We start from the raw sequence: 22,628 nt of genomic DNA on the forward strand, positions 1-22,628 counted from the left end.
TATACAACAAAGTTCTCATTGATAGCATTATTTTTAGTGTTTTTGTTAAATTCATGCGCTGATGAACAAAATAACTTCAGTCCAAAAGCATTAACTGTAAGTGAACAGTTTAAAAATCCAATAGGCTTTTACGATGCTACGCCTTCTTTTTCGTGGAAATTACCAAAAGGCACTCAACTACAAACGGCGTATAAAATTGTGGCTGCAAGTAGCCCAGATTTACTCCCAAATAAAGCGGATATTTGGAATTCTGGCAAGGTAGAATCCAATCAATCTTTATATGTGAAGTATGATGGAGTAGCACTAACATCAAGACAAAAAATCTATTGGCAAGTGCAGTTCTGGGATGAGAATGGAAAGAAATCAAGTTGGAGTGACGTTGCTCATTTTGAGCTCGGACTTTTAAACAATGATGATTGGTCTGGAAAATGGATCAGTATTCCTCACGATCAGCTTACGGAGAAGGATTATAGAGGGTCACTACTATTCCCTGCACAATACATGCGTAAGGAAATTGATATTGACAAAAGCATAAAAAATGCACGATTGTATATTACTGCCAAAGGAGTCTATGAAGCCTATATTAATGGTAAAAAAGTAGGGGACGACATCATGCCTCCAGGTTGGGTACCTTATCGTAAATATATACCAACCCTTACTTATGACGTTACAGATATGCTAAAGGAAGGCAAAAACACCATTGCTTTTGCAGTTGCTGAAGGCTGGTATGCAGGTAAAGTTTATTTGAGAGGTAGAAAAAAGAAACATAACCTTACACCATCTTTATTGTGTCAACTTGAAATAGAACATAAAGAAGGGAAAACGGAGGTTGTATCAGATGAAAGTTGGAAGGTAACAAAAGATGGCCCTATTCGCATTGCCAAAATATATGATGGTGAAACCTACGATGCTAATTATGAATTAGGCAATTGGCATACCAATGGCTTTGATGATAAGAAGTGGCACAAAGCACAAACACACAACATCGAAAAATCAGTTTTGTTATTACCTAAACGTTTCGAAACTGTTGTAAATAGGGAAGCCCTAGAAGTTAAAAGCATGCATCAGCCCAATGAAAACGTAACAATTTTTAATATGGGACAAAATAATGTTGGCGTTCCTATTGTAAAAGTACCCATGCTAAAAGGCGATACCTTAAAAATACGTTTTGCTGAAATGCTAGACCGTGATAGCACGATGTATACAAAAAACTACCGATCTGCAAAATCTACAGATTATTATGTTGCAGCAGACGATGGTATGATAACATATAAACCAACATTTACATTTCATGGTTACCAATATGTAGAGTTAAGTGGCTATAAAAAAGGTGCAATACCACAAAAAAACTGGGTGAAATCTCTGGTGCAGTATTCAAATTTTGAGGAGAACGGAACTTTCACTTCATCGCACCCAAAACTAAACCAATTACAAAGTAACATTAGTTGGGGAATGAAAGGGAATTTTTTTGATATCCCAACGGATTGCCCACAGCGCGATGAACGTTTGGGCTGGACAGGTGATGCACAAATCATTTCGCCAACATCTATGTTTCATAACGATATGTATGCCTTTTGGGCAGGTTGGTTGCAAAGCGTGCGTTACGAGCAATTTGAAGATGGAGGTATCCCTTGGGTGGTACCAAATAATTTGGGTAAAAGACACTCGTCAGGATGGGCAGATGCTATTGTAATCATTCCTTGGGAGTTATATTTTAGAACTGGAGATGTTGAGGTGTTAGAAGAAAATTATGCGGCCATGGTCAAATGGGTTAACTATTGCACTTCACAGGCCATTGATCATATTCCAGATATTAAATCCTTTGGTGATTGGCTACAACCATTAACAGAAAGTGGACGTGGTGCAGGCGATGTGTCAAAGGAACTCATTAAAATGGCCTATTATGCACACAGTGTTGATTTAGTAGCGAACAGTGCCCGTGTATTGGGGAAAACTCAAGAGGCTGAACACTTCTCTACACTTCACGATTCCATAAAAACCGCTTTTGAACAACGTTGGTTTCATGTCGATGGACGTGCCAAGCATAAAGTTGAAACACAAACCCATTATTTAGTGGCCTTAGAGTTTGAACTTCTGTCAGATGAAATGGAAGTTAAGGCTATAAAGCACCTAAAACGTCTGATAGCTGAGTACGACAATCATTTGCGTACCGGTTTTTTAGGCACGCCTATTCTACCTTTGGTACTAGACAAAGCAGGCGAATACGATTTGATGTACGATATTCTCTTTAAGGAAACCTATCCTTCATGGTTCTATTCCATCAACCAAGGGGCAACCACCATGTGGGAACGCTGGGACAGTTATACCAAAAAAGATGGATTCCATAAAGATGGCATGAACTCTTTTAATCATTATGCCTACGGTGCTATCGGTCGTTGGATGTATGAGCGTATTGCAGGTATTAAACCCACAAAGGTGGCCTATAAAGAAATTGAAATAGCGCCCGTTCCGGGTGGATCATTAACATCGGCTTCGGCTTCTTACAATAGTCCCTATGGTTTGATTAGCTCAAACTGGAAGCTGGATAATGATCAATTTTTACTGGAAGTCACTATTCCATCGAATACTATGGCTACAGTCATCGTGCCTGGCGATACACAAAAAAACTTAACCGTAAACGGACAGAATATAAATGAAAGTGAAGCTATAAAGGTGATAGAAAAAACAGAGCAGTCATTTATCTTAAGTGTAGCTCCAGGTACCTATTCCTTCGTCTCTCATTTTTCTAGTGATAACAAATAAATAATATGAAACAGCTTAATATGCAACGATTTACTAACATATCATTCTTTATAGGCATCATAACTTTACTTTGTATAAGTTGCACACCAAACCAAAAGACGACCAGAACTCAGGAGCTATATCTCGGGTTTCAAAATCCACCTGCAGAGGCACGTCCTTTTGTGCGTTGGTGGTGGAACGGTAATAAGGTTAATGCCGATGAGTTGGACCGTGAGTTAGAGTTGCTGAAAGACGTTGGTTTTGGTGGTGTGGAAATAAATCCGATTGCGATGCCAAAGCATGCACCTGATAATGGCGACAAAGCATTGGTGTGGATGAGTGATGAATGGATTGAGATGCTGGTACACGCCTGTAAGAAAACCAAAGACTTGAATATGATTGCGGATTTGATTGTAGGAACGGGTTGGCCATTTGGAGGTGAGTTTCTGGACAAGGACGAAACCTGTCAGCGTATGCTCAATCATAGCCTCTTTTATACAGAGGGAGCCACGATCAATGTCGATGAACAAATGCTTATTTCAAGGCTCTATGAAGAGCAAAATATGCGTAATCCCAAAAGCACACATCACACACTGTCTTATCTCCAACTGGTACCGGAACAATGCAGTGGCGTTAATGAGAACATTGATTTACTCGACCAGCTCAAGCAAAAGGGTAAGCTCAGTTACAAGATTGATAACCCGGGGAGTTACCGTCTGTGCTATGGTGTGTTGGAGCAAAATTTTAAAAAGGTGTACCTGGGTGCTCCCGGTGGTGCTGGCCCGGTAATGGACCATTACAAAAAAGACGTAACCATTGCCTACTTGTCGCGATTGAAGAAAATAGCAGAGAAAACAGGCATTCCTTTAAGTGAGCTATTGCGGGCTTTGTTTTGTGATAGTATCGAAATTTCGGGGGCTAACTGGACCGATGATATGTCACAGTTGTTTTTCGACACCTATGGCTATTCTATAGATCAGTGGCTTCCTTTTATCTTTTATGGCCATAGAAAAGGCTATCTTGAGGAGCAACACGAGGAGCATTTTAAATCCGAATTTAAAGACCAATTAAAGCGTGTACGCTACGATTATAACAATTTATTGGTGAAAACCTTCTTGCAAAATTTCACACAAACCTTTCAAGATTTTTGTACAGAAGAAAACTTGCTGTGTAGGTATCAGGCTTACGGTACGCCGTTTTTAATGGGGATGTTGGATGGCTATATGATTCCCGATATTCCTGAAAGCAACAACTGGATTTATTCGGCTGAAATGAAGGACGATGAATGGCAGTGGAAACAAGGCCACGGTTATATGACTTGGAACATGTATGCAGCTGCCGGTGGTCATTTAGCAGGCAGAAAGATCATCTCCTGCGAATCCATGACCAATACGAAGGGTGTTTTCAGGACTACCTTGGAAGAAATAAAGCAGCACGATGATATGAACTTTATCACGGGTATTAACCATACCATATTGCACGGCTTCAATTATTCGCCTCTGAATGTAGAATTTCCCGGATGGATAAGGTATGGTGCTTTTTTTAGTGAACGAAATACGTGGTGGCAGCACCTTCATCATTGGGTGGACTATAACGCTCGTTTGTCTTATGTGTTTCAAAATTCAAAACCGCAGAAAAGCATTGCCGTTATTGGGCCAACCGCTGATATTTGGGGAGATGAAGGTCTAATACGCAGTAGTTTTCATAATAAACCGGAATACCTTTATAAGTTATGGGAGCCGATAAGCCAATTGGGTTATTCTTGCGAATATATTAATCAGGGCATTCTAGAAAAGGCCAAGCTTGAAAATGGCACCATAGCCTATGGCGAAATGCAATACAAATTACTGGTGTTAGCCAGCATGACATCCATAAGTCCTGAAGCGGCCAAGGCGGTTAAAAAGTATGTTGAAAATGGAGGAAAAGTGATTGTCATTGACCAATTACCTTCAAAATCATTGGGCTACAGTAACTATAAAGAGAATGATCAGCTTGTTAACGCTACGCTGAACGAAGCGGTTTCAAAATACCCGAAATCATTTATTCAAACTGCTGCGCCAAAATCTATTCAACAATTAAGAGAATGGACTAATGCTTTTCTTAAAAAGTCAGGACTTGACCCCGATGTTCACATCAGTGAACCAAGCAGTAAAGTCTATCAAATACACCAAACAACGAAGGACAAAGACATTTATTTCTTTACCAATATTCACCGTTTTGAAAGTACCAGTTTTGACGCTGAGTTTTCTGTAAAAGGAAAATACCCCTATGTATGGAATCCTGAAACGGGCGAAAGAGAACCATTTTATTATGCTTCAAAAACAAATGAGTTAACGATCAACTTAGCACCGCTTCAGTCTTTGCTTCTTGTTTTCGAAGATGAGAAACCAGATGACCTGCATAAGCCCATAGTCACAACGATAGCCTACGCCGACACTTTAAATGGCGTATGGAAAATGGAGGGCAAACATATCAACGGTAAAACACTTAACTGGGAAATGGAAAAGCTAATTGACTTTAGTCAGTCAACAGATCAATCGCAAAAATCATTTGCCGGCGTCATTACGTATACAACAACAATGACCAATGCTGACAACTTCACGCATATCGATTTGGGTGATGTTAACGAGGGAATTACAGAATTGTACATTAATGGAAATAAAATAGGGAAAAGATGGTATGGAAAAGCGATTTACCCCATTGCCGATTTTCTCAAAAATGGAGAAAACGAAATAGAGGTGCGCTATACTACAGTATTGGCTAACTATTGTAAATCCCTCAATATTCCGCAAACAAATGTGTGGACCAAACATTACAAAGACTATGCGCCAACTGGTTTGCAAGGTCCGGTGCAATTATTAAGGTATGCCAACTCAAATGGGGAATAAACTAATATGAAAATCATAGAAATGAGAATTAAAAAAACAATACTTTTTTTAGGTGTAGTATTGTCTTTTTTCATGTTGACTAATTGTCAAGAAGCACAAGTTGCTCAAAAACCGAATGTGCTACTGATCTGTGTAGATGATCTTCGCCCAGAACTGAAAAGTTTTGGAGCAGAATATATTAGCTCGCCAAACATCGATGCATTCGCCGCAAAGGGAGTAGCTTTTCATAATCATTTTGTAAATGCCCCAAGCTGTGGACCATCTCGCTATACTTTGCTCACGGGACAGTATGGCCCAGTAGGAAATAATGCTCTTTTTCTGCGGTCAGAAAAGATTGTAAAAGGTACAGAAGATATTGATAAAAGCATGCCGGAGTGGTTTAGAGCTAATGGCTATACCACCGTTTCGGTAGGCAAGGTATCGCACCATCCAGGTGGACGAGGTGGCAAAGTTTGGGCGGATAGCTCAAAAATTGAAATGCCTAATGCGTGGGATAAACACCTTATGCCAGTAGCAGAATGGGAACATCCCAAAGGAGCCATGCACGGACTCGCCAATGGAGAGATTCGTGAATCAAGAGCTACAATGGATATTTTTCAGACGGTAGAAGGTGATGATCACCTTTATCCGGATGGCGCCATTGCTGATGAAGCTTTAAAGCAATTGCGCGAACTGGCTAGTAATGAAGATAAACCATTCTTTCTTGCCGTGGGTATCATTAAGCCTCACTTGCCTTTTGGGGCTCCAAAATCATACTATGACAGGTATGAGGGCGTTGACTTGCCTGCCATACAGCACCCAGAAAAGCCGAAAGGAAAAACCACATGGCACGGCTCTGGTGAGTTTATGGGATACAACCGCTGGGGTAAAAACCCCAATAAGGATGCAGACTTTGCTGATGATGTGCGTCGTCATTATGCGGCTTGTGTGAGTTATGCTGATGCTCAAGTAGGAAAAGTGTTAGCTGAATTGAAAAGAACAGGAGCGGATAAGAACACGATTGTGGTGCTATGGGGCGACCACGGTTGGCACTTGGGAGAACATGCCATTTGGGGAAAACATAGTTTATTCGAAGAATCTTTGCATTCTCCTCTAATCATTCACTACCCTGGTATGAAAAAAACTGGTGCTAAGGCGGATGCGGTAGTAGAGACAGTGGATATTTTTCCAACCTTATGTGATTTAGCAGGAATTGAAATTCCGGTATATGCCTATGGTGAATCTATGAAAAAAATATTAGTAGACCCGAATACTGAAGGTCATACGGCCATAGCATATACAAGAAAAGCTTCCACAATCAGAACATCAACGCATAGGATGACACTTCATAAGGACGGATTTGTGGAATTATATGATCATACTTCTGCAGAAAAGGAAACTAAGAATATAGCTAAAGAATATCCGGAATTAGTAGAGGAGTTGAAGCAAATACTAAATACCAAATTGAATTAATTTAGGAATTGAAATATAAGCATAATATGAAGACTAAAGTTTTAAGCATCGCACTATTATTAATGTGCGTAATACAATTACAAGCAGCCAAACCACTCCGTTACACCATTAACGAGTCGTGGCAATTTATTAAAGACAATGATATTGCTAACGTCGATGATTTCTTATCGCAACTAGAGCGTGCCGAACGGGTGGATATTCCCCACACCTGGAACGACAAAGATGTGATTGACGAAGGCAAAGGTTTTTACCGCGGGGCTGGATGGTACACTAAAGAGGTGCGTATTCCTACAAGTTATCAAAACAAACAAGTGTTTTTGTTTTTCGAGGGAGTATCTACTGCTGCCGAAGTTTACATTAATAAAAAATTGGTGCGTACCCACGTTGGTGGTTTCACCCGTTTTGTGGTGCCAGTGACTCCGCATATTACGTTTGATGCAAACGCCGAATTTACCACTTTTAATGTGGTGGTAAAGGGTGACAACTCCTATCACGACGATTGGCCATCGCTACATGCCGACTTTACCTTCTTTGGGGGTATGTACCGCGATGTTAATTTGGTGGTAACCGAAAAAGTACACTTTAATGTGGAAGATTATGCCGCTAATGGTGTGTTTGTTACTACGCCAAATGTTTCTGCCGAAAGTGGCGAAGTAAACCTAAAGCTGCGCATCAAAAATGACGAGGCGGACACTAAAAAAGTAAAAGTGTTGGCCAAGGTTTATGGTCCCAACCAAGAATTAGTGACTGAAAAAAGCAAGACACTTAAGCTGACTGCAGGAATATCTAATGAATATGATTTGGAGCTTGACGCCGTAGAAAATCCACAACTGTGGAGTCCCGATTCACCGAATCTTTACCGTGTGGTGTGCGAAATAGTTGATGCTAAAACGGGTGACAAATTGGATGAATCGGTTAATTCTCTAGGCTTTCGTTGGTTTCGTTTCGATGTAGAGGAAGGCTTTTTCTTAAACGGCAAACCCCTAAAATTGATTGGGACGAACCGTCATCAAGATTTTGATAAAATAGGTAATGCCTTGCCCGATCATATACACGTGGAAGATGTGATACGTATGAAAGCGATGGGAAGTAATTTCTTACGCATAGCGCATTACCCTCAAGATCCTGCTATTCTAGAAATGTGCGATCGTTTGGGTATTATAACATCTGTAGAAACTCCCATTGTTGATACGGTAACAGAATCTGAGGCTTTCGCCAAAAACTGTATGAGTGCACAGAAGGAAATGATTCGCCAAAATTATAACCACCCTAGTCTTATTATCTGGGCTTATATGAATGAGGTGCTTCTACGTCCTTATTATAAGAAGAATAAAGAAAAGTACGAGAAATACACTAAATACATCGCTGAGTTAGCACAGGATTTGGAAGACCTCACCCGTGCCGAAGACCCTTACCGCTATACCATGATACCTAATCATGCAGGTTTGGAGCGTTATGTGGAGGCTGGACTGTGCGACATCCCTATGATTATTGGGTGGAATATCTACGATGGATGGTACGGCGGTGGATACGAAAACCTTCAGCCTAAGTTGGAAAAGTACCATCGCGAGGTGCACAAGCCAATGATCATAACAGAATATGGTGCTGGTGCTGATCCGCGTTTGCACACGCTTAGACCTACTCGTTTTGATTTTTCGCAGGAATATGCGGTGGAGTATCACAACCATTACCTGAATTTCTTCAAAAAAACGCCTTGGATAGCTGGCGCTAATGTGTGGAACTATGCCGACTTCAGTTCGGAGGGACGTTCGGATGCCGTGCAGAGTATTAATAACAAAGGACTGATTGGTATCGACCGCACACCTAAAAATGTATTTTATTACTATCAGGCGGCTTTGCTTGATGAGCCTTTTGTGGCTATTGCGGCCAAAACCTGGAAGCAACGTTCAAATTTGGAAGACCCTACTGCTAAAGGTATTTCTACGATGACAGTGGATGTGTTCTCTAATCAGAAGGAGATTGAGTTGTTCTTAAACGGAAAAAGCTTGGGAACAAAAAAGATGGATAAGATCTGGATGCAGTGGGAGGTACCTTTTATGGACGGTATCAACAGGCTAAGAGCAGTCAATAAAGCAACAGACTATTGTGAAGATTTCACGGCAGTGCGTGTGAATGTATTGCCTTTAGACTTAAAAGACAATTTCCCAGCAGCAGGTATATCTATCAACGTGGGCGATCAGCGCTTTTTCTACGACGATCAGTTTGATCACGCTTGGATGTTTAACAAGGAATACGCCGAAGGTTCTTGGGGTAGTATTGGGGGCAAGCCTTATGTGCGTCCTGCTAGACGAATGCAACAGCCTTATGGGGCTAAAAATCCGATCAACGGTACGTTTAAAGATCCTATTTATCAAACACAATTAGTAGGTATTGAGCAGTTTAAGTTAGAAGTACCAGCTGGCGTTTATGAAGTGAAGTTGCATTTTGCTGAACTAGAAGGCTCTAAAGCAACACATCTCCCTTATGACTTAGCCGATGAAGATGAAACCATAAAAGGGGTAACTAACCGTACGTTCTCAGTATTAATTAACGAACAAACTGTTATTGACAAACTTGATTTGATAGGGCAATACGGCGAGTACCAGGCCGTGAAGGTTAAATCGGAAGTAACCGTTGGTAAAGATGGGCTTATTACCGTTGATTTCAAAAAAATGGTAGGCGAACCTGTTTTAAATGCGATTGAAATATATAAGAAATTATAAATTGAAACAACAGATGAAACAAATTGTAACAGCTTTGTTACTCCTGTTTTGTGCCAACACCCTATTGGCCAAAGTAGAACTATTCGATTTAAAATGCAAATACCTTAGCAACCCTGAAAGGATAGATATGCAACATTCTCACTTTTTTTGGAAGATGAAAAGTGATGAAAAGGGACAAGGTCAAACGGCCTATCAGCTTTTGGTGGCTACTTCACAAGAGAATTTGGATAAAAACATTGGAGATGTCTTTGATTCTAAGAAGGTGAAGAGAGCAAGCAGCATACAGATCATGTATCAAGGACAAGCGCTAGAACCTGCTTCCTCTTATTTCTGGAAAGTAAGGGGCTGGGATGTACGTAAAGCAATCTCAGAATGGAGGAAGCCTGTCTATTTCTCTACAGACTTATTCTCAAAAGAAGATTGGAAAAGCGCACAGTGGATCGCTTGGTGCAACCAGGAGGAATGGGCAACAGAGTGGTAGCGTAAAAAAGACATTGAAGCGGAATGTATAGAGTTTCATTTGGCCAGCTACTTCGGGGCACGCATGAATATGTGGGAGCGCATGAACTTTCATTATGAGAAACTCACTGACGCTGGCAGGCTTGCTTGACCCATTTAAAATTGTATTGGCTAAGTAAATTTAGATTTAATAATATTTAAAACAAATTTTAACATTACATAATATGAAGAAGATTAATTTGGTTTTTATGCTCATTGTATCCATGCATTTTTTAACGGGAGCACAAAATATTGAACAAGACTTCAAAAATCCCCCAGATTCTGCAAAACCTTGGGTTTACTGGTTCTGGATGAGTGGACATGTTACCAAGGAGGGGATTAAACAGGATCTTGAAATGATGTCGAAGGTAGGAATAGGCGGGGTACTTATTATGGAAGTGAGGCACCACATTCTACCCGATGGTCCGGTAAAATTTAGTTCTGACGAGTGGTTTGCTTTAAAAAAGTATGTAGCAGAAGAAGCAGGAAGGCTTGGTATCGAAGTAACTTCACACGTTTGCGAGGGATGGTCAGCTACTGGTGGCCCCTGGGTTACCCCGGAAAAAGCAATAAAAATTCTAACTTTTACCGAAAAGTTGGTTGAATCGTCCGGAACATCAATGAATATAATGCTGGAACGTCCTTACAAGAAACATGAATATTACAAGGATCTTCAGATATTGGCATTTCCGGCTACAAAAGGAGCTTTCAAAATAAAGGATTGGCACGTCAAAGGCCTGCATTACAAATCTGAGCATCTGAGGCTTTACCGACTCCCAACAGATACGCGTACGGTTGCAGCGGATGACATTGTTCAACCTGAACAAGTCATCGACTTGACTGGCCAAATGAAGGAGGACGGAACTTTAAATGTCCGCTTGCCAAAAGGCGAATGGATGGTACTTCGAATGGGGTATACCAACAGTCCGGAAACTAACAAACCTGCTACCGCTGCAGGACGCGGACTGGAAATTGATAAATTTGACCGTAGCGCAGTAGACCTGCATTGGAATGCTTTAATTGAACCGCTTATCAAAGCGTCAAACGAAGGACAAGACAACGTACTGCGCGCATTAGAAATAGATAGTTACGAAGTGGCTTATCAGAATTGGACCAAAGGTTTTGAGAAAGAGTTTAAAGCCCGCTGTGGTTATGATCTTGAGCCTTGGACACCCTGTTTGGCGGGCTATGTGGTGAAGTCGCTGGAGTTGTCTGAGCGATTTTTATGGGACTTCCGTAAAGTTTGTGCTGACCTTATGGCCGAAAATTATATTCTCTACTTTCGGGAAAAAGCCAATGCAAACAATCTTCAACTAATGTTTGAACCCTATGGGACATCTGTTTTTGATGGATTTGAAATGGCTAAAATCCCGGATATACCCATGGGTGAATTTTGGTATAGACGACCAGAAGCGTGGCACGAGTGGTCAACCAAATTGGCATCATCGGCTGCACATATTACAGGGAAAAAAGTGGTTGCAGCCGAGAGCTTTACAAGTACCCGAGAAGATGCAGCATTTCATGCCACCCCATATTCTATAAAACCTACTGGAGATCACTACTTTACAGAGGGGCTGAATCGTATGATATTCCATGCTTGGGCACACCAACCCTGGAACGAAAATGTTAAACCAGGCATGACTATGGCCCCACACGGGATCCAGTTACACCGAAACAACACGTGGGTTCCTAAAAGCAAGGAATACTTCGAATACCTTTCGCGTTGCCAGTTTATGCTGAGGCAGGGAGAATTTTGCGCCGATTTTCTTTATATATTCCCCGAGGACTATCCAAATACGACTGCTCGCCGGAAAGATATTTACCCAGTGATTCCTCCTGGATACGACTATGACGTGACCAACAGCAAAACCCTGGCGGACTTATCTGTCAAAAATGGGCGTATTTATACATCCTCAGGCATGATCTACAAGCATCTGATTGTTCCTTACAACCGGCCACACTCATCCACTGACGATAAGAAACGCTCTGCTGGGAGCGATATTCCATATCCACGAAATTCAATGCGCTTTACACCTGAAACACTGCATGAAATCAACCGTCTTGTTAAAAGTGGTGCCAGTGTACTTTCTCCACCTCCGGTTTCATCTCCCAGCCTGGTCGATTACCCGAATTGTGATGAAGTCGTAGAGAAAATGACAAAAGAACTTTGGGAATCAGGTTTAATTACTGCACCAGAAGCAATTGCAGATGTCTGTAAAAACTTATCACCCGATTTTGAATCTTCAGAAACGAATGGCATCAAATACATTCACCGTAAAACCGAAAATGCCGATATCTATTTCGTGGCCAATCGACAATTAGCGGAACGAAAAATTACCGCAACTTTCCGAGTTTCAGGTAAAATACCGGAATTATGGGATGCATCAACCGGAGAAATCACTTCGGCAACAAACTGGAAAATCACTGAGGACGGGCGCACCAAAATCGTTCTGAACATGGCGCCGGCCGGTTCTGTTTTTGTTGTATTCCAAAAACTTACTGATAAAAAGAAATACAACAATCCAAAACCTGAACTTAGGGAGTTCGCAACTCTTGAAGGTCCCTGGGAAATAACTTTCGATCCAGCATACGGTCCTAAAAAACCTGTAACTTTTAGATATTTGGACGAGTGGAATAATAATGACAATTCCTTGATCAAATATTTTTCAGGTAGTGCCACCTATAAAAAGAAGTTTGTGGTGAATGAAATGAATAAACCTGTTTACCTTGATCTTGGAGATGTCCATTTTATGGCTCGGGTTAAACTAAATGGCAGTGATTTAGGACTGCTCTGGAAACCACCCTATCGGATTGAAATAACTAAAGCCCTAAAAATGGGTGAAAATGAAGTTGAGATAGAAGTCACCAATTCGTGGATTAACCGTCTGATTGGTGATGAAAAGCTTGAACGACTGGATTTAAAGAAAGTTCCAACATGGTTGAATGAAGGAAAACCGATTCCGAATACATCAAAGCGGAAAACATTTATTACCCATAGACATTACACGGCCAAGGATCCGCTTGTTCCATCAGGATTAATGGGGCCGGTACAATTGAAGCATTAAATGAATTTGGACTGAAAAAGCAAAAAAGTATTAAAGAGAAGTTTTCTATATTTTTAATACTGAAAACATCAATTCGCGCAATAGCGCAGGAAAATATCAAGTATACCAACAACATGGTAGAGAAGTAGATCACTACACCATTTATGACGAAATAAAAGCGGAAAGGAAGAGGCTAAATTCCAATACGTATGAGTAAAAATAGGAGTTCTGCACAACTGTGAGGCGCAGGTTATACTGCTCAACGAAAACAGGTTGTAAAATCTGGTGAATACGTCTTTAATGTGAGTGTGAAATAAATAAAAATATAATTAATAACTATAGCGTCCTAGACGTTTAAAAAAAGATAACATGTTAAAAAAACAATTTTTCATAACTATTTTGTCGTTTATAATATCGCATCAACTAGTTGCTCAAAAGCTTTCGTTCGAATCCCTTACTTGTGATTCGCAAACCAATCCTACTGCTATTGAAAGCAAACAACCCTCTTTTTCTTGGGTAGTGAAAGCTGGTGGTTTGAATAAATCGCAGTCTGCCTATCAGCTTTTAGTGGCTTCATCTATGGATAAACTAAATGAAAAAGATGCTGATTTATGGAATTCAAATAAAGTTTCCAGTAGCAAATCAGTATATGTGAAATATTCAGGCAAAGATTTGAAACCTACACAAAAGTATTATTGGAAAGTGAAAATTTGGGACGAAAAAGGTCAGGTTTCAGATTGGTCTTCGCTTGCAAGTTTCCAGATGGGTCTGATGGATACTTCTAATTGGGGAGATTCAAAATGGATTGGTCTTAATAAAGATACCAGAACTTCACCACACCGATTAAGAAAATATCGAGTAGGTAGAATGAAAGAGCCAGAAATGGTAGCAGGACATGCGGCCGCTTATTTTAGAAATACATTTACGCCCAAAAGAAAAATTACAAATGCCCAGGCTTACATCTGTGGTTTAGGATATTATGAATGGTATATCAATGGGGAAAAAATAGGTGATCATGTACTAGATCCTGCACCTTCGAATTACGATAAGCAGGCCTATTATGTTAATTATGATGTAACAAAGGAGTTAAAGTCAGGGGAAAATGCTATTGGTATTGTTGTCGGGAATGGTTTTTACGGTCAGGATATTAGTTGGAGATGGAGAGGAGCTAAAAAAAACCATTCTTATGGTCAGCCATTGGTTCGCTTGTTAATCAAAGTGACTTATGATGATGGTAGTCAGGCAAATTTCTATACAGATGAGAAATGGAAAGAATCTACTGGCCCAATAGTGTTTAATAATGTTTACGGAGGAGATACCTATGATGCCCGTTATGAAATACCCAATTGGAATAAAATAAATTTTAATGATGTCCAATGGGGGAAGGTCAAAGTGGTTTCGCCTGAAGTAAATAAAATTAGTGCACAACAATTTCCTCCTATTCGAAAATTAGAAGAACTAGAGCCTCAAAACGTTTTTAAAGGTACAGATGGTCATTGGGTTGTAGATTTTGGTCAAAATATAGCTGGTTGGGTCAAAATAAATGTAGAAGGTGAAAAAGGACAATTGATTGAAATTATCACCACCGAAGCCGTGACTCCAAATGGCAAAGATATTTTTCGGGGTACTACGGCCGGAAGCGCTAATGGAATGCCACAAGTCTTCAAATATATATGTAAAGGAGAAGGCGTGGAAACTTGGGAACCACAATTCAGTTACCACGGTTTTAGGTATGCACAATTAAAAGGCATATCAACCAAGCCTGATGCGGCTATGATTAAAGCGATCTTGGTGGCTACTGATTTGCAAGAAAATGGAAGTTTTACTTGTTCTGAGCCTTTGTATAATCAAATGCACAGCGTTAGTAAATGGACCATTGTAGATAATATTCATGGGATTCCTGAGGATTGCCCGCACCGTGAAAAAAATGGTTGGCTAGGAGATGCACATGCTTATTGTGAGTATGCTCTATATAACTATGATATGCTGAACTTCTATAAAAAATATATGGAAGATATTCGAACTCAAATGATTCCTGTCCAAGCACACAATAATAAACAAGTTGTGCATAATGTTCCTACTATGATAGCACCTGGTAAAAGGACATCAGGTATTGCCAAATTAGATTGGGGCGTAGCAACGATGTATTTGCCTTGGTATAATTATTTGTATTATGGTGACGATTTAATCGTGAAAGCGTATTATGAAGAGATGAAAGATTTGACCAAATATTATTTATCTTTTAAAGATGAAAAAGGAATTATACAAAACGGAATGGGGGATTGGTGTCCTCCTGCTTGGAACCGAAAAAAGAATCCAGGCGCTATGGAATGTGATCCTATTATCTCTGCAAATGCCTATTTTTATGATGTTTTGGGTATTATGGAGAAATTTGCTAAAATGAATAATGACCCAACTTTTGAGCAAAAAGTTAAACATGAAAAAGAAGAATTGTTTACCGCTTTTAATACTGAATTTTTACAAACGATTCCATCAACCCAGTTTAAATGGTACGGTAGTCAAACAGCAACGGTAATGGCTTTGCAATTTGGGATGGTTCCTGAGTCTGAAATTACTACTGTGGTAAATGGTTTAGAATATAACGTTAGTGTCATAAAAGGTGGGCATCATGCTACAGGAATTCACGGTAATCGCTATATCTATTCTGTATTAGCAAAATATGGAAAAGCCAATTTGGCACATGAAATTTTAACGACTCCTATCTTTCCAAGTCAAACTTTTATAATGAATTTCGGTTTTACCACTTGGCCAGAACGTCAAATTGATTGGAATATAAAGCTTGAAGACAATGGTGGCTCTCAAAACCACCCTATGCATAGTGGTTTTTCAGCTTATTTTTATGAGTCTTTAGGCGGAATAAAACCAATGTATACAGCTCCAGGTTTTAAAGAGTTTACGGTAGATCCAAAGTTTTCAAATGACATAACTTCTTCTAGTGTTACAGTACCAACACCTTATGGCAATATTCTTAATAGTTGGCATATAAATAATTCTAATTTTTCAATGAATTTGCAGGTGCCTTTTAATACAAAAGCAAAACTCGTACTATCCACAGAGGAACTCAAATCACTAAAAATAAACGGAGAAAAATGGAATAAATTCCAGAAAAAGAATCAAACGAAGTTCGTTGATAAGTTTTTGGTGCTCGGGTCTGGAAACTATTCGGTTGAATACCAGAAAACTAAAAGCTAAAAAAAACGGAAACCCGGTGTGGATTTAAAAAATAGAATTTTGAGCTTGATGAAAAAAACAATATTTTATATACTATTGCTTGCGCAGTGTTACTTTGCTTTTGGGCAAGACAAATTAAATCTTGTAGGAGAATGGCAAATAAAATTAGACCCAAACAATATAGGTATTCAACAGCAGTGGTTCAACGAAAAGTCATTTCCAAATACCTTAACCCTTCCCGGATGTATTCAAGAGCAGGGTTATGGTGAAATCCCGAGTCCCAAAACCATTTGGTGGGATGGGAAAACATTAGGAGGGTGGTTCAAATCACGCCCTTGGGTAAAAGAATACAATAAAGCCGGCAACTTTAAAACCCAAGCTTTTTTGGTGCCCGACCGTTATTATATTGGTGCAACCTGGTTTATTAAAGAAATCGAAATTCCTCAGGATTGGGATAATGAAGCTGTAAACCTATTTTTAGAACGTTGCCATTGGGAAACTAAACTTTGGGTAGATGGTAACTATTTTGGCTCAAATAGAAGTTTAGGAACACCGCATACGTATAATTTACAACAGCTTAATGCAGGTAAACACACTTTAGTGTTACGAGTTGATAATTCTAGTAAAGTTAATTTAGGTTCAAGAGCGCATGCAACTTCCGACCAAACTGCGGGTACATGGAATGGAGTTGTTGGTAAATTAGAACTGAGAAAGCAAAATAAAGTCTACATAAAACAAGTACTTACGTTTCCTAATGTTGAAGCCAAAGAAGTTAATGTTGAAATAGAGATAACAGGTTTACAAGAAAACAAAAAAGCGCTTTGGACTATTGAGATTGACGCTAAGGGATATAATGGCAATAACCATCAACCTAAGGCGCAAGTTTTTTCAGGAAAAGAAACCGTAAAAGATAAAGTGTTGCTTAATCTAACCTACTCCTTAGGTAAAAACATGCAGGTTTGGGATGAGTTTAATCCAAATTTATACAAATTAACTTTTGAAGTAAATATTAAACAAAAGCAAAATAACTTTAAGATTTTACATTCCATTAATTTAGGGATGAAAGAATTCAAGGTAAATGGTTCACAATTTACCATGAATGGCATAAAAACTTTTCTAAGAGGAAATGCAGACTGTGCTGTAATGCCTAAAACAGGTTATGCCCCAATGGATGTGGCTTCTTGGAAGAAAGTATGGCAAACTTATAAAGATTTTGGTCTCAATATGGCACGTTTCCATTCTTGGTGCCCTCCTCGCGCAGCATTTATTGCAGCCGACGAGATGGGCATTTATCTGGCACCCGAGGTGATGGAGTGGACAACTGTAAATAAACAATCGCAACTTGACTTTTTTCTTGAAGAATCGAAAAAAATATTAGATACATATGGCAATCATGCCTCCTTTATTCAAATGGGATTAGGCAATGAAAGAGGCGGAGATGCTGCGATGTTCAAACAGTTATTGGACAACTGGAGAGCTTGGGACAGCCGGCATTTATACACTATTAAAGCCAATGCTAACTATGAAGCCAAAGGCTTTGCCAATGTAGGTGCAGATTTTGAAGTCTTGCGAAAATCAAGAAAAGAACCCTCTGTGCCTGCTCGTTACCAAGCAGGCTGGCCACCAAAACCTGAAAACTCAGCATTCATCAACAGGGCACCCCAAACCACCATCAATTGGTGTGAGGCTGTGGAACGAGAAAGAATACCAATTATTCAGCATGAAACAGCACAAATATGTGCTTTTCCTAATATTGATGTAGAATTACCAAAATATACAGGGTATTTAAAACCTGCATATTTAGAGATTGCTAAAGCACAAATGAAAGAAAGAGGCTTGTATTTCCAACTTCAAGAATTTGTTGAAGCTTCAGGTAAATGGCAAGTAGCGTTGACAAGAGAAGAAATGGAGGCCGCATATAGAACACCTGGTTTAGCTGGATTTCATTGGCTAGGTTTAGCTGATTTTACAGGGCAACATACAGCACCAGTGGGTTTTACAGATGCTTTTTATGACGCTAAAACCTATGTAAACTCAGAAGAAGTAAGGCAATGGAATGCACCCACTGTACTTTTAGCGGCAATGCCCCAACGAATTTTAACAAACATAAACACCTTCGAGGCAGATATATTAGTGAGTCACTTTGGTAAAGAAGACTTAAATCTAGAAGTAGTAGCACATCTGAAAAGTGAAAACGGGGATGTTTTAAAAAGTTGGAATTTACAACCTAAAAAAATTACCCAAGGTAGTGGACAAAAATTAGGCGATATTAAAGTGTCTGACCTTAAAATAAATAATGTATGTCATTTGATTTTAGAGTTACAATCTCTAGATAAACAGTTAATAAATAGTTATGACTTATGGGTTTTTCCTGAGATTGAAACTAAAGACGTTCCTAATGATATTATAGTTTCAGAAATTTGGAATGCAAATATTCAAAAACAATTAGAACAAGGAAAAACAGTTTTGTTATTACCCAAACAAAAGCATTTAAAAGATAACTTACCAATGTGTTTTACAAACCATTATTGGACTAGCTTTGGTAAAAATGATGGTCAATCTTCAGCTACAGGCGTTTTATTTGATACAATACATCCTATTTTTAAAGATTTTCCAACCGAAACACATGTCAATTGGCAATGGTGGGATGTTTTAACCCATGCGCATCCAATGGTTTTAGATGCCTACGATTCAAAATCTCCTTGGCCAAAAGAATATAAATCACCCTTACAGCCTATTGATTCATGGAAGATTAACCGAAAACTTGCTTTATTTGTAGAAGCTAAAATTGGAAAGGGCAAACTAGTAATTTGTTCTATAGATATTGAAACAGACTTAGATAATAGACCTGTAACTAAATTACTGAGAAATAATTTGCTAGATTACATGTCGTCTAAAGTATTTAATCCCCAGAAAGAAATAGATATAGCATCCATTAAAGAAATTTTTAATTTTCAAAACCAGAATAAATGAAAAATATAAAGTGTATAATAAGCACATTATTAATAGTCTTATTTTTAACGACAAGTGTGAAAGCCCAATCCAACGATTGGGAAAATCAACACGTTACCCAAATTAACAAAGAGCAGCCAACAGCAACTTTGTATTATGACGATAGCTCAAAAGCGGTTACATCGCTAAATGGTACATGGGATTTTGCTTACTACAAAGATGTAAGTGAAGTACCTAAAGATGCAAAACCAAAAGCGTGGAACAAGATTAACGTACCAGGCACTTGGGAAATGCAAGGTTTTGGAACACCCATTTATACGAATCAAATCTATCCTTTTGATAAAAACCCACCATTTATTTCAGGTATTAATGGCAACCCAGTAGGAATTTACCAAACTGAATTTGATATTTCAGAAATTAAAGAAAAGCAAGTTTATATTCATTTTGGTAGCGTAGCCTCTGCATTTTATTTATGGATAAACGACCAAAAAGTAGGCTACAGTCAGGATTCGTGGTCACCAGCAACCTTCAATATTTCATCTTACTTAAAAAAAGGAAAAAACACCTTACGCATGCAGGTTTTTCGTTGGAGTGATGGGAGTTATCTAGAAGACCAAGATGGTTGGCGTATGAGTGGTATTTTCAGGGATGTATTCCTTGTAGAAAAAGAAGCGGTGCATATTCGAGATTATTTTGTAAAAACAAATTTAGTAGGCGATGGCGCTAAACTAGATTTACAAATTGATTTAAGTAATACACTAAAAAAGAAACTTAAAAAGTATAATCTCTATATTTCAGTAAAAGACGATAGTGGGAAAGCGCTTTTTAATTCTGAGTTAAGTGCAAGCAGTGTGGTTAATGTCTCAGGAGAATTTGCTAGTATTAAACCTTGGTCTAACGAAGAGCCTAATCTTTACACTTTAGAAATACAATTGAAAAAAGGAAAAAAATTGATTGATGAATTGCAATCAAAGATTGGCTTTAGAGAAGTAGCAATTTCAGATAAGCACGAACTATTAATTAATGGAAAACCTTTTATTATTAAAGGTGTAAACATTGTAGAACACGATCCTATTCATGGTAAATACATTACCAAAGAACGAATGGAAAAGCAGATAAAACTACTTAAACAATACAATATTAACACTGTTAGAACCGCACATTATCCTGCAGACCCATATTTGTATAAATTATGCGATGAATACGGCATGTTAGTGATTGATGAGGCCAATGTAGAATCTCAAGGGATGAAATACGAGGAAGCTTCACTCGCAAAAGATGCTAGTTGGGAAAAAGCACATGTAGAACGTTTAGAGGCAATGATGCAACGTGACAAAAATCATCCCTCAATTATTCTTTGGTCTTTTGGAAACGAAGCTGGTAATGGTGTAAATATGGAAGCTATGCAACACAGAGCAAAAGAGATTGATAAAAGTCGCCCAACACATTATCACATTATTGATGGAGGAGCTTCTTATGATACTTATGGAGGTGGTATTATAAAATTTGGAAAGCCAAATACGTTTGGGCGCTATCAATCTGTAGACGATATGGAATATTTAGGCAAAAAAGGTACAGATCGCCCTTATTTATTAAATGAGTTTGCACACTCCATGGGTAATAGTACTGGTAACTTACAAGAATATGTGGACGTTTTTGAAAAATACCCAAACCTTATAGGAGGTTGTATTTGGGATTGGGTAGACCAAGGATTAACAAAAAGTAAAGAAGGGCTTTATGGCTCTAAAATTAAAGATGTTGAGATGGCACATCAACAAGCCAAAAAACCAGGTGCAGATTTTTATTGGGCTTATGGTGGTAGTTTTGGCGACACCCCAAATTCTGGTAGTTTTTGTATTAATGGTTTAGTATTTCCAGATTTAGCCACAAGTAGTAAAACTGAAGAAGTTAAAAAAGCCTATCAAGAACTAGCTTTTACATTACTAGATTTTAAAACAGGAACCGTTACAATTAAAAATAAATACCATGTTACAAATACCAATCAATTTAATTTCGAATGGATATTGCTTGAAAATGGAGCAGAGATAAAACGTATTCCTTTTGATATTGATTTGAAAGGACGTTCAGAAAAAAACATAAAATTACCGAATTGGCCTGTTCTTCATGAATCAGATAATGAGTATGTACTTCAACTTGTTGCCAAACTTAAGTCAAAAACAAAGTGGGCAAAAGCAGGTCACGAAATTGCGTTTGAAGAATGGGTTATCAGTCCCGAAAATAAGCCAAATTTAGCTCAAATAAGCAAAGGTAAAGTAACCATAAATAGTACTGAAGAAGAGATAAATGTTTCCGGAGATAAACACCAATTTACATTTAATAAAACCACAGGAAATCTAATTAAGGTAGCTACCCAAGGTAGTGTAATAGTTGAAGGAGGTATGGCCTTGTCATTTTACAGAGCACCTATAGATAACGATAGATCCTTTAGAAACCATTGGAAATTATTTAAACCTAATGCTTTAAAAAGTGACGTAAATAGTTTTAAGGTAGATAGTATAAATGGTAATGCAGTAATTATAATAAATAAAACATATAGAGCACCAAATACAGAGAGCGGTATCAAAACAGAAGAAGAATTTTTAATAACAGCTACTGGCGAAATTTCAGTAAAAGTTTCTCTAGATTATTTTGGAGAAGATTTGCCTCCAAGCTTACCGCGGATCGGTTATACTGCAAGATTACCAAAAGTTTATAATGATATAACTTGGTATGGTAAAGGTCCTGGAAGTTCGTATAGCGATAGAAAAACAGGAATGCGAATGGGCGTTTTTAAAGCTACAGTAGACGATTTATTTACCAATTATATTAAACCACAAGCTAATGGAAATCGTTCAGAAGTAAGATGGTTTCAGGTAGGAAAACAAAACCCAATTAATATAAGTTCTGAAAATCCAATTAATTTTTCATTTCAAAAATTTGATGCGAATCAATTAGCAAAAGCACGCTTTAGCTACCAACTACAAGAAAATAAATATAATATTTTAAATATTGATTTTGAACACGGTCCTGTAGGAAATGGGAGTTGTGGTCCACGACCTTTAACTCAATTTTTGGTAAATCCAAAATCTAATCAATATCAATTTAAAATGAAATTTTAATCACATTAAATTTAAAAT

Annotated in this window: 9 protein-coding genes; all 9 read left to right on the forward strand. The window is 38.5% G+C overall.

Annotated features, from left to right (window positions below; genetic code table 11):
* Positions 1–18 precede the first annotated feature (18 nt).
* The 9 genes from FQU21_RS02670 (at position 19) to FQU21_RS02710 (ending at position 22,610) form a co-directional block, all read left to right on the forward strand.
* The gene (locus FQU21_RS02670) at positions 19–2,763 is read left to right on the forward strand and encodes a family 78 glycoside hydrolase catalytic domain (protein WP_246124727.1); all 2,745 of its coding nucleotides are present in this window, start codon (positions 19–21) and stop codon (positions 2,761–2,763) included.
* Between the two features lie 5 nt (positions 2,764–2,768).
* Positions 2,769–5,630, forward strand: a complete 2,862-nt coding sequence (locus FQU21_RS02675; RefSeq protein WP_147676480.1) for a glycosyl hydrolase — start codon at positions 2,769–2,771, stop codon at positions 5,628–5,630.
* A 6-nt stretch (positions 5,631–5,636) separates the two neighbouring features.
* Positions 5,637–7,082 (forward strand): sulfatase, encoded by a 1,446-nt coding sequence (locus tag FQU21_RS02680; RefSeq protein WP_246124729.1) that lies wholly within the window; start codon positions 5,637–5,639, stop codon positions 7,080–7,082.
* Positions 7,083–7,108: 26 nt separating this feature from the next.
* Positions 7,109–9,805: a glycoside hydrolase family 2 protein gene (locus tag FQU21_RS02685; RefSeq protein WP_147676481.1), complete on the forward strand. Its 2,697-nt coding sequence runs from the start codon at positions 7,109–7,111 to the stop codon at positions 9,803–9,805.
* A gap of 13 nt (positions 9,806–9,818) precedes the next feature.
* The gene (locus tag FQU21_RS02690; RefSeq protein ID WP_147676482.1) at positions 9,819–10,286 is read left to right on the forward strand and encodes a glycoside hydrolase family 78 protein; all 468 of its coding nucleotides are present in this window, start codon (positions 9,819–9,821) and stop codon (positions 10,284–10,286) included.
* Between the two features lie 202 nt (positions 10,287–10,488).
* On the forward strand, positions 10,489–13,368 hold the full coding sequence (locus FQU21_RS02695) for a glycosyl hydrolase (RefSeq protein WP_147676483.1): 2,880 nt from the start codon (positions 10,489–10,491) through the stop codon (positions 13,366–13,368).
* 378 nt (positions 13,369–13,746) lie between these two features.
* A complete protein-coding gene (locus FQU21_RS02700) occupies positions 13,747–16,560 on the forward strand; it encodes a family 78 glycoside hydrolase catalytic domain (RefSeq protein ID WP_246124730.1) in 2,814 nt (937 codons plus the stop codon).
* 48 nt (positions 16,561–16,608) lie between these two features.
* The gene (locus FQU21_RS02705; RefSeq protein WP_147676485.1) at positions 16,609–19,512 is read left to right on the forward strand and encodes a glycoside hydrolase family 2 protein; all 2,904 of its coding nucleotides are present in this window, start codon (positions 16,609–16,611) and stop codon (positions 19,510–19,512) included.
* Positions 19,509–22,610, forward strand: a complete 3,102-nt coding sequence (locus tag FQU21_RS02710; protein ID WP_147676486.1) for a glycoside hydrolase family 2 TIM barrel-domain containing protein — start codon at positions 19,509–19,511, stop codon at positions 22,608–22,610. Before FQU21_RS02705 ends, FQU21_RS02710 begins: the two co-directional genes overlap by 4 nt.
* The last annotated feature ends 18 nt before the right edge of the window (positions 22,611–22,628 follow it).

The sequence above is a fragment of the Algibacter pacificus genome (genome assembly GCF_008033385.1).
Taxonomy (GTDB): domain Bacteria; phylum Bacteroidota; class Bacteroidia; order Flavobacteriales; family Flavobacteriaceae; genus Algibacter; species Algibacter pacificus.

Coding starts and splice junctions, on each gene's coding strand:
- FQU21_RS02675 (WP_147676480.1), top strand. CDS start 2,769: ATGAAACAGCTTAATATGCAACGATTTACTAACATATCATTCTTTATA.
- FQU21_RS02680 (WP_246124729.1), top strand. CDS start 5,637: ATGAAAATCATAGAAATGAGAATTAAAAAAACAATACTTTTTTTAGGT.
- FQU21_RS02685 (WP_147676481.1), top strand. CDS start 7,109: ATGAAGACTAAAGTTTTAAGCATCGCACTATTATTAATGTGCGTAATA.
- FQU21_RS02690 (WP_147676482.1), top strand. CDS start 9,819: ATGAAACAAATTGTAACAGCTTTGTTACTCCTGTTTTGTGCCAACACC.
- FQU21_RS02695 (WP_147676483.1), top strand. CDS start 10,489: ATGAAGAAGATTAATTTGGTTTTTATGCTCATTGTATCCATGCATTTT.
- FQU21_RS02705 (WP_147676485.1), top strand. CDS start 16,609: ATGAAAAAAACAATATTTTATATACTATTGCTTGCGCAGTGTTACTTT.
- FQU21_RS02710 (WP_147676486.1), top strand. CDS start 19,509: ATGAAAAATATAAAGTGTATAATAAGCACATTATTAATAGTCTTATTT.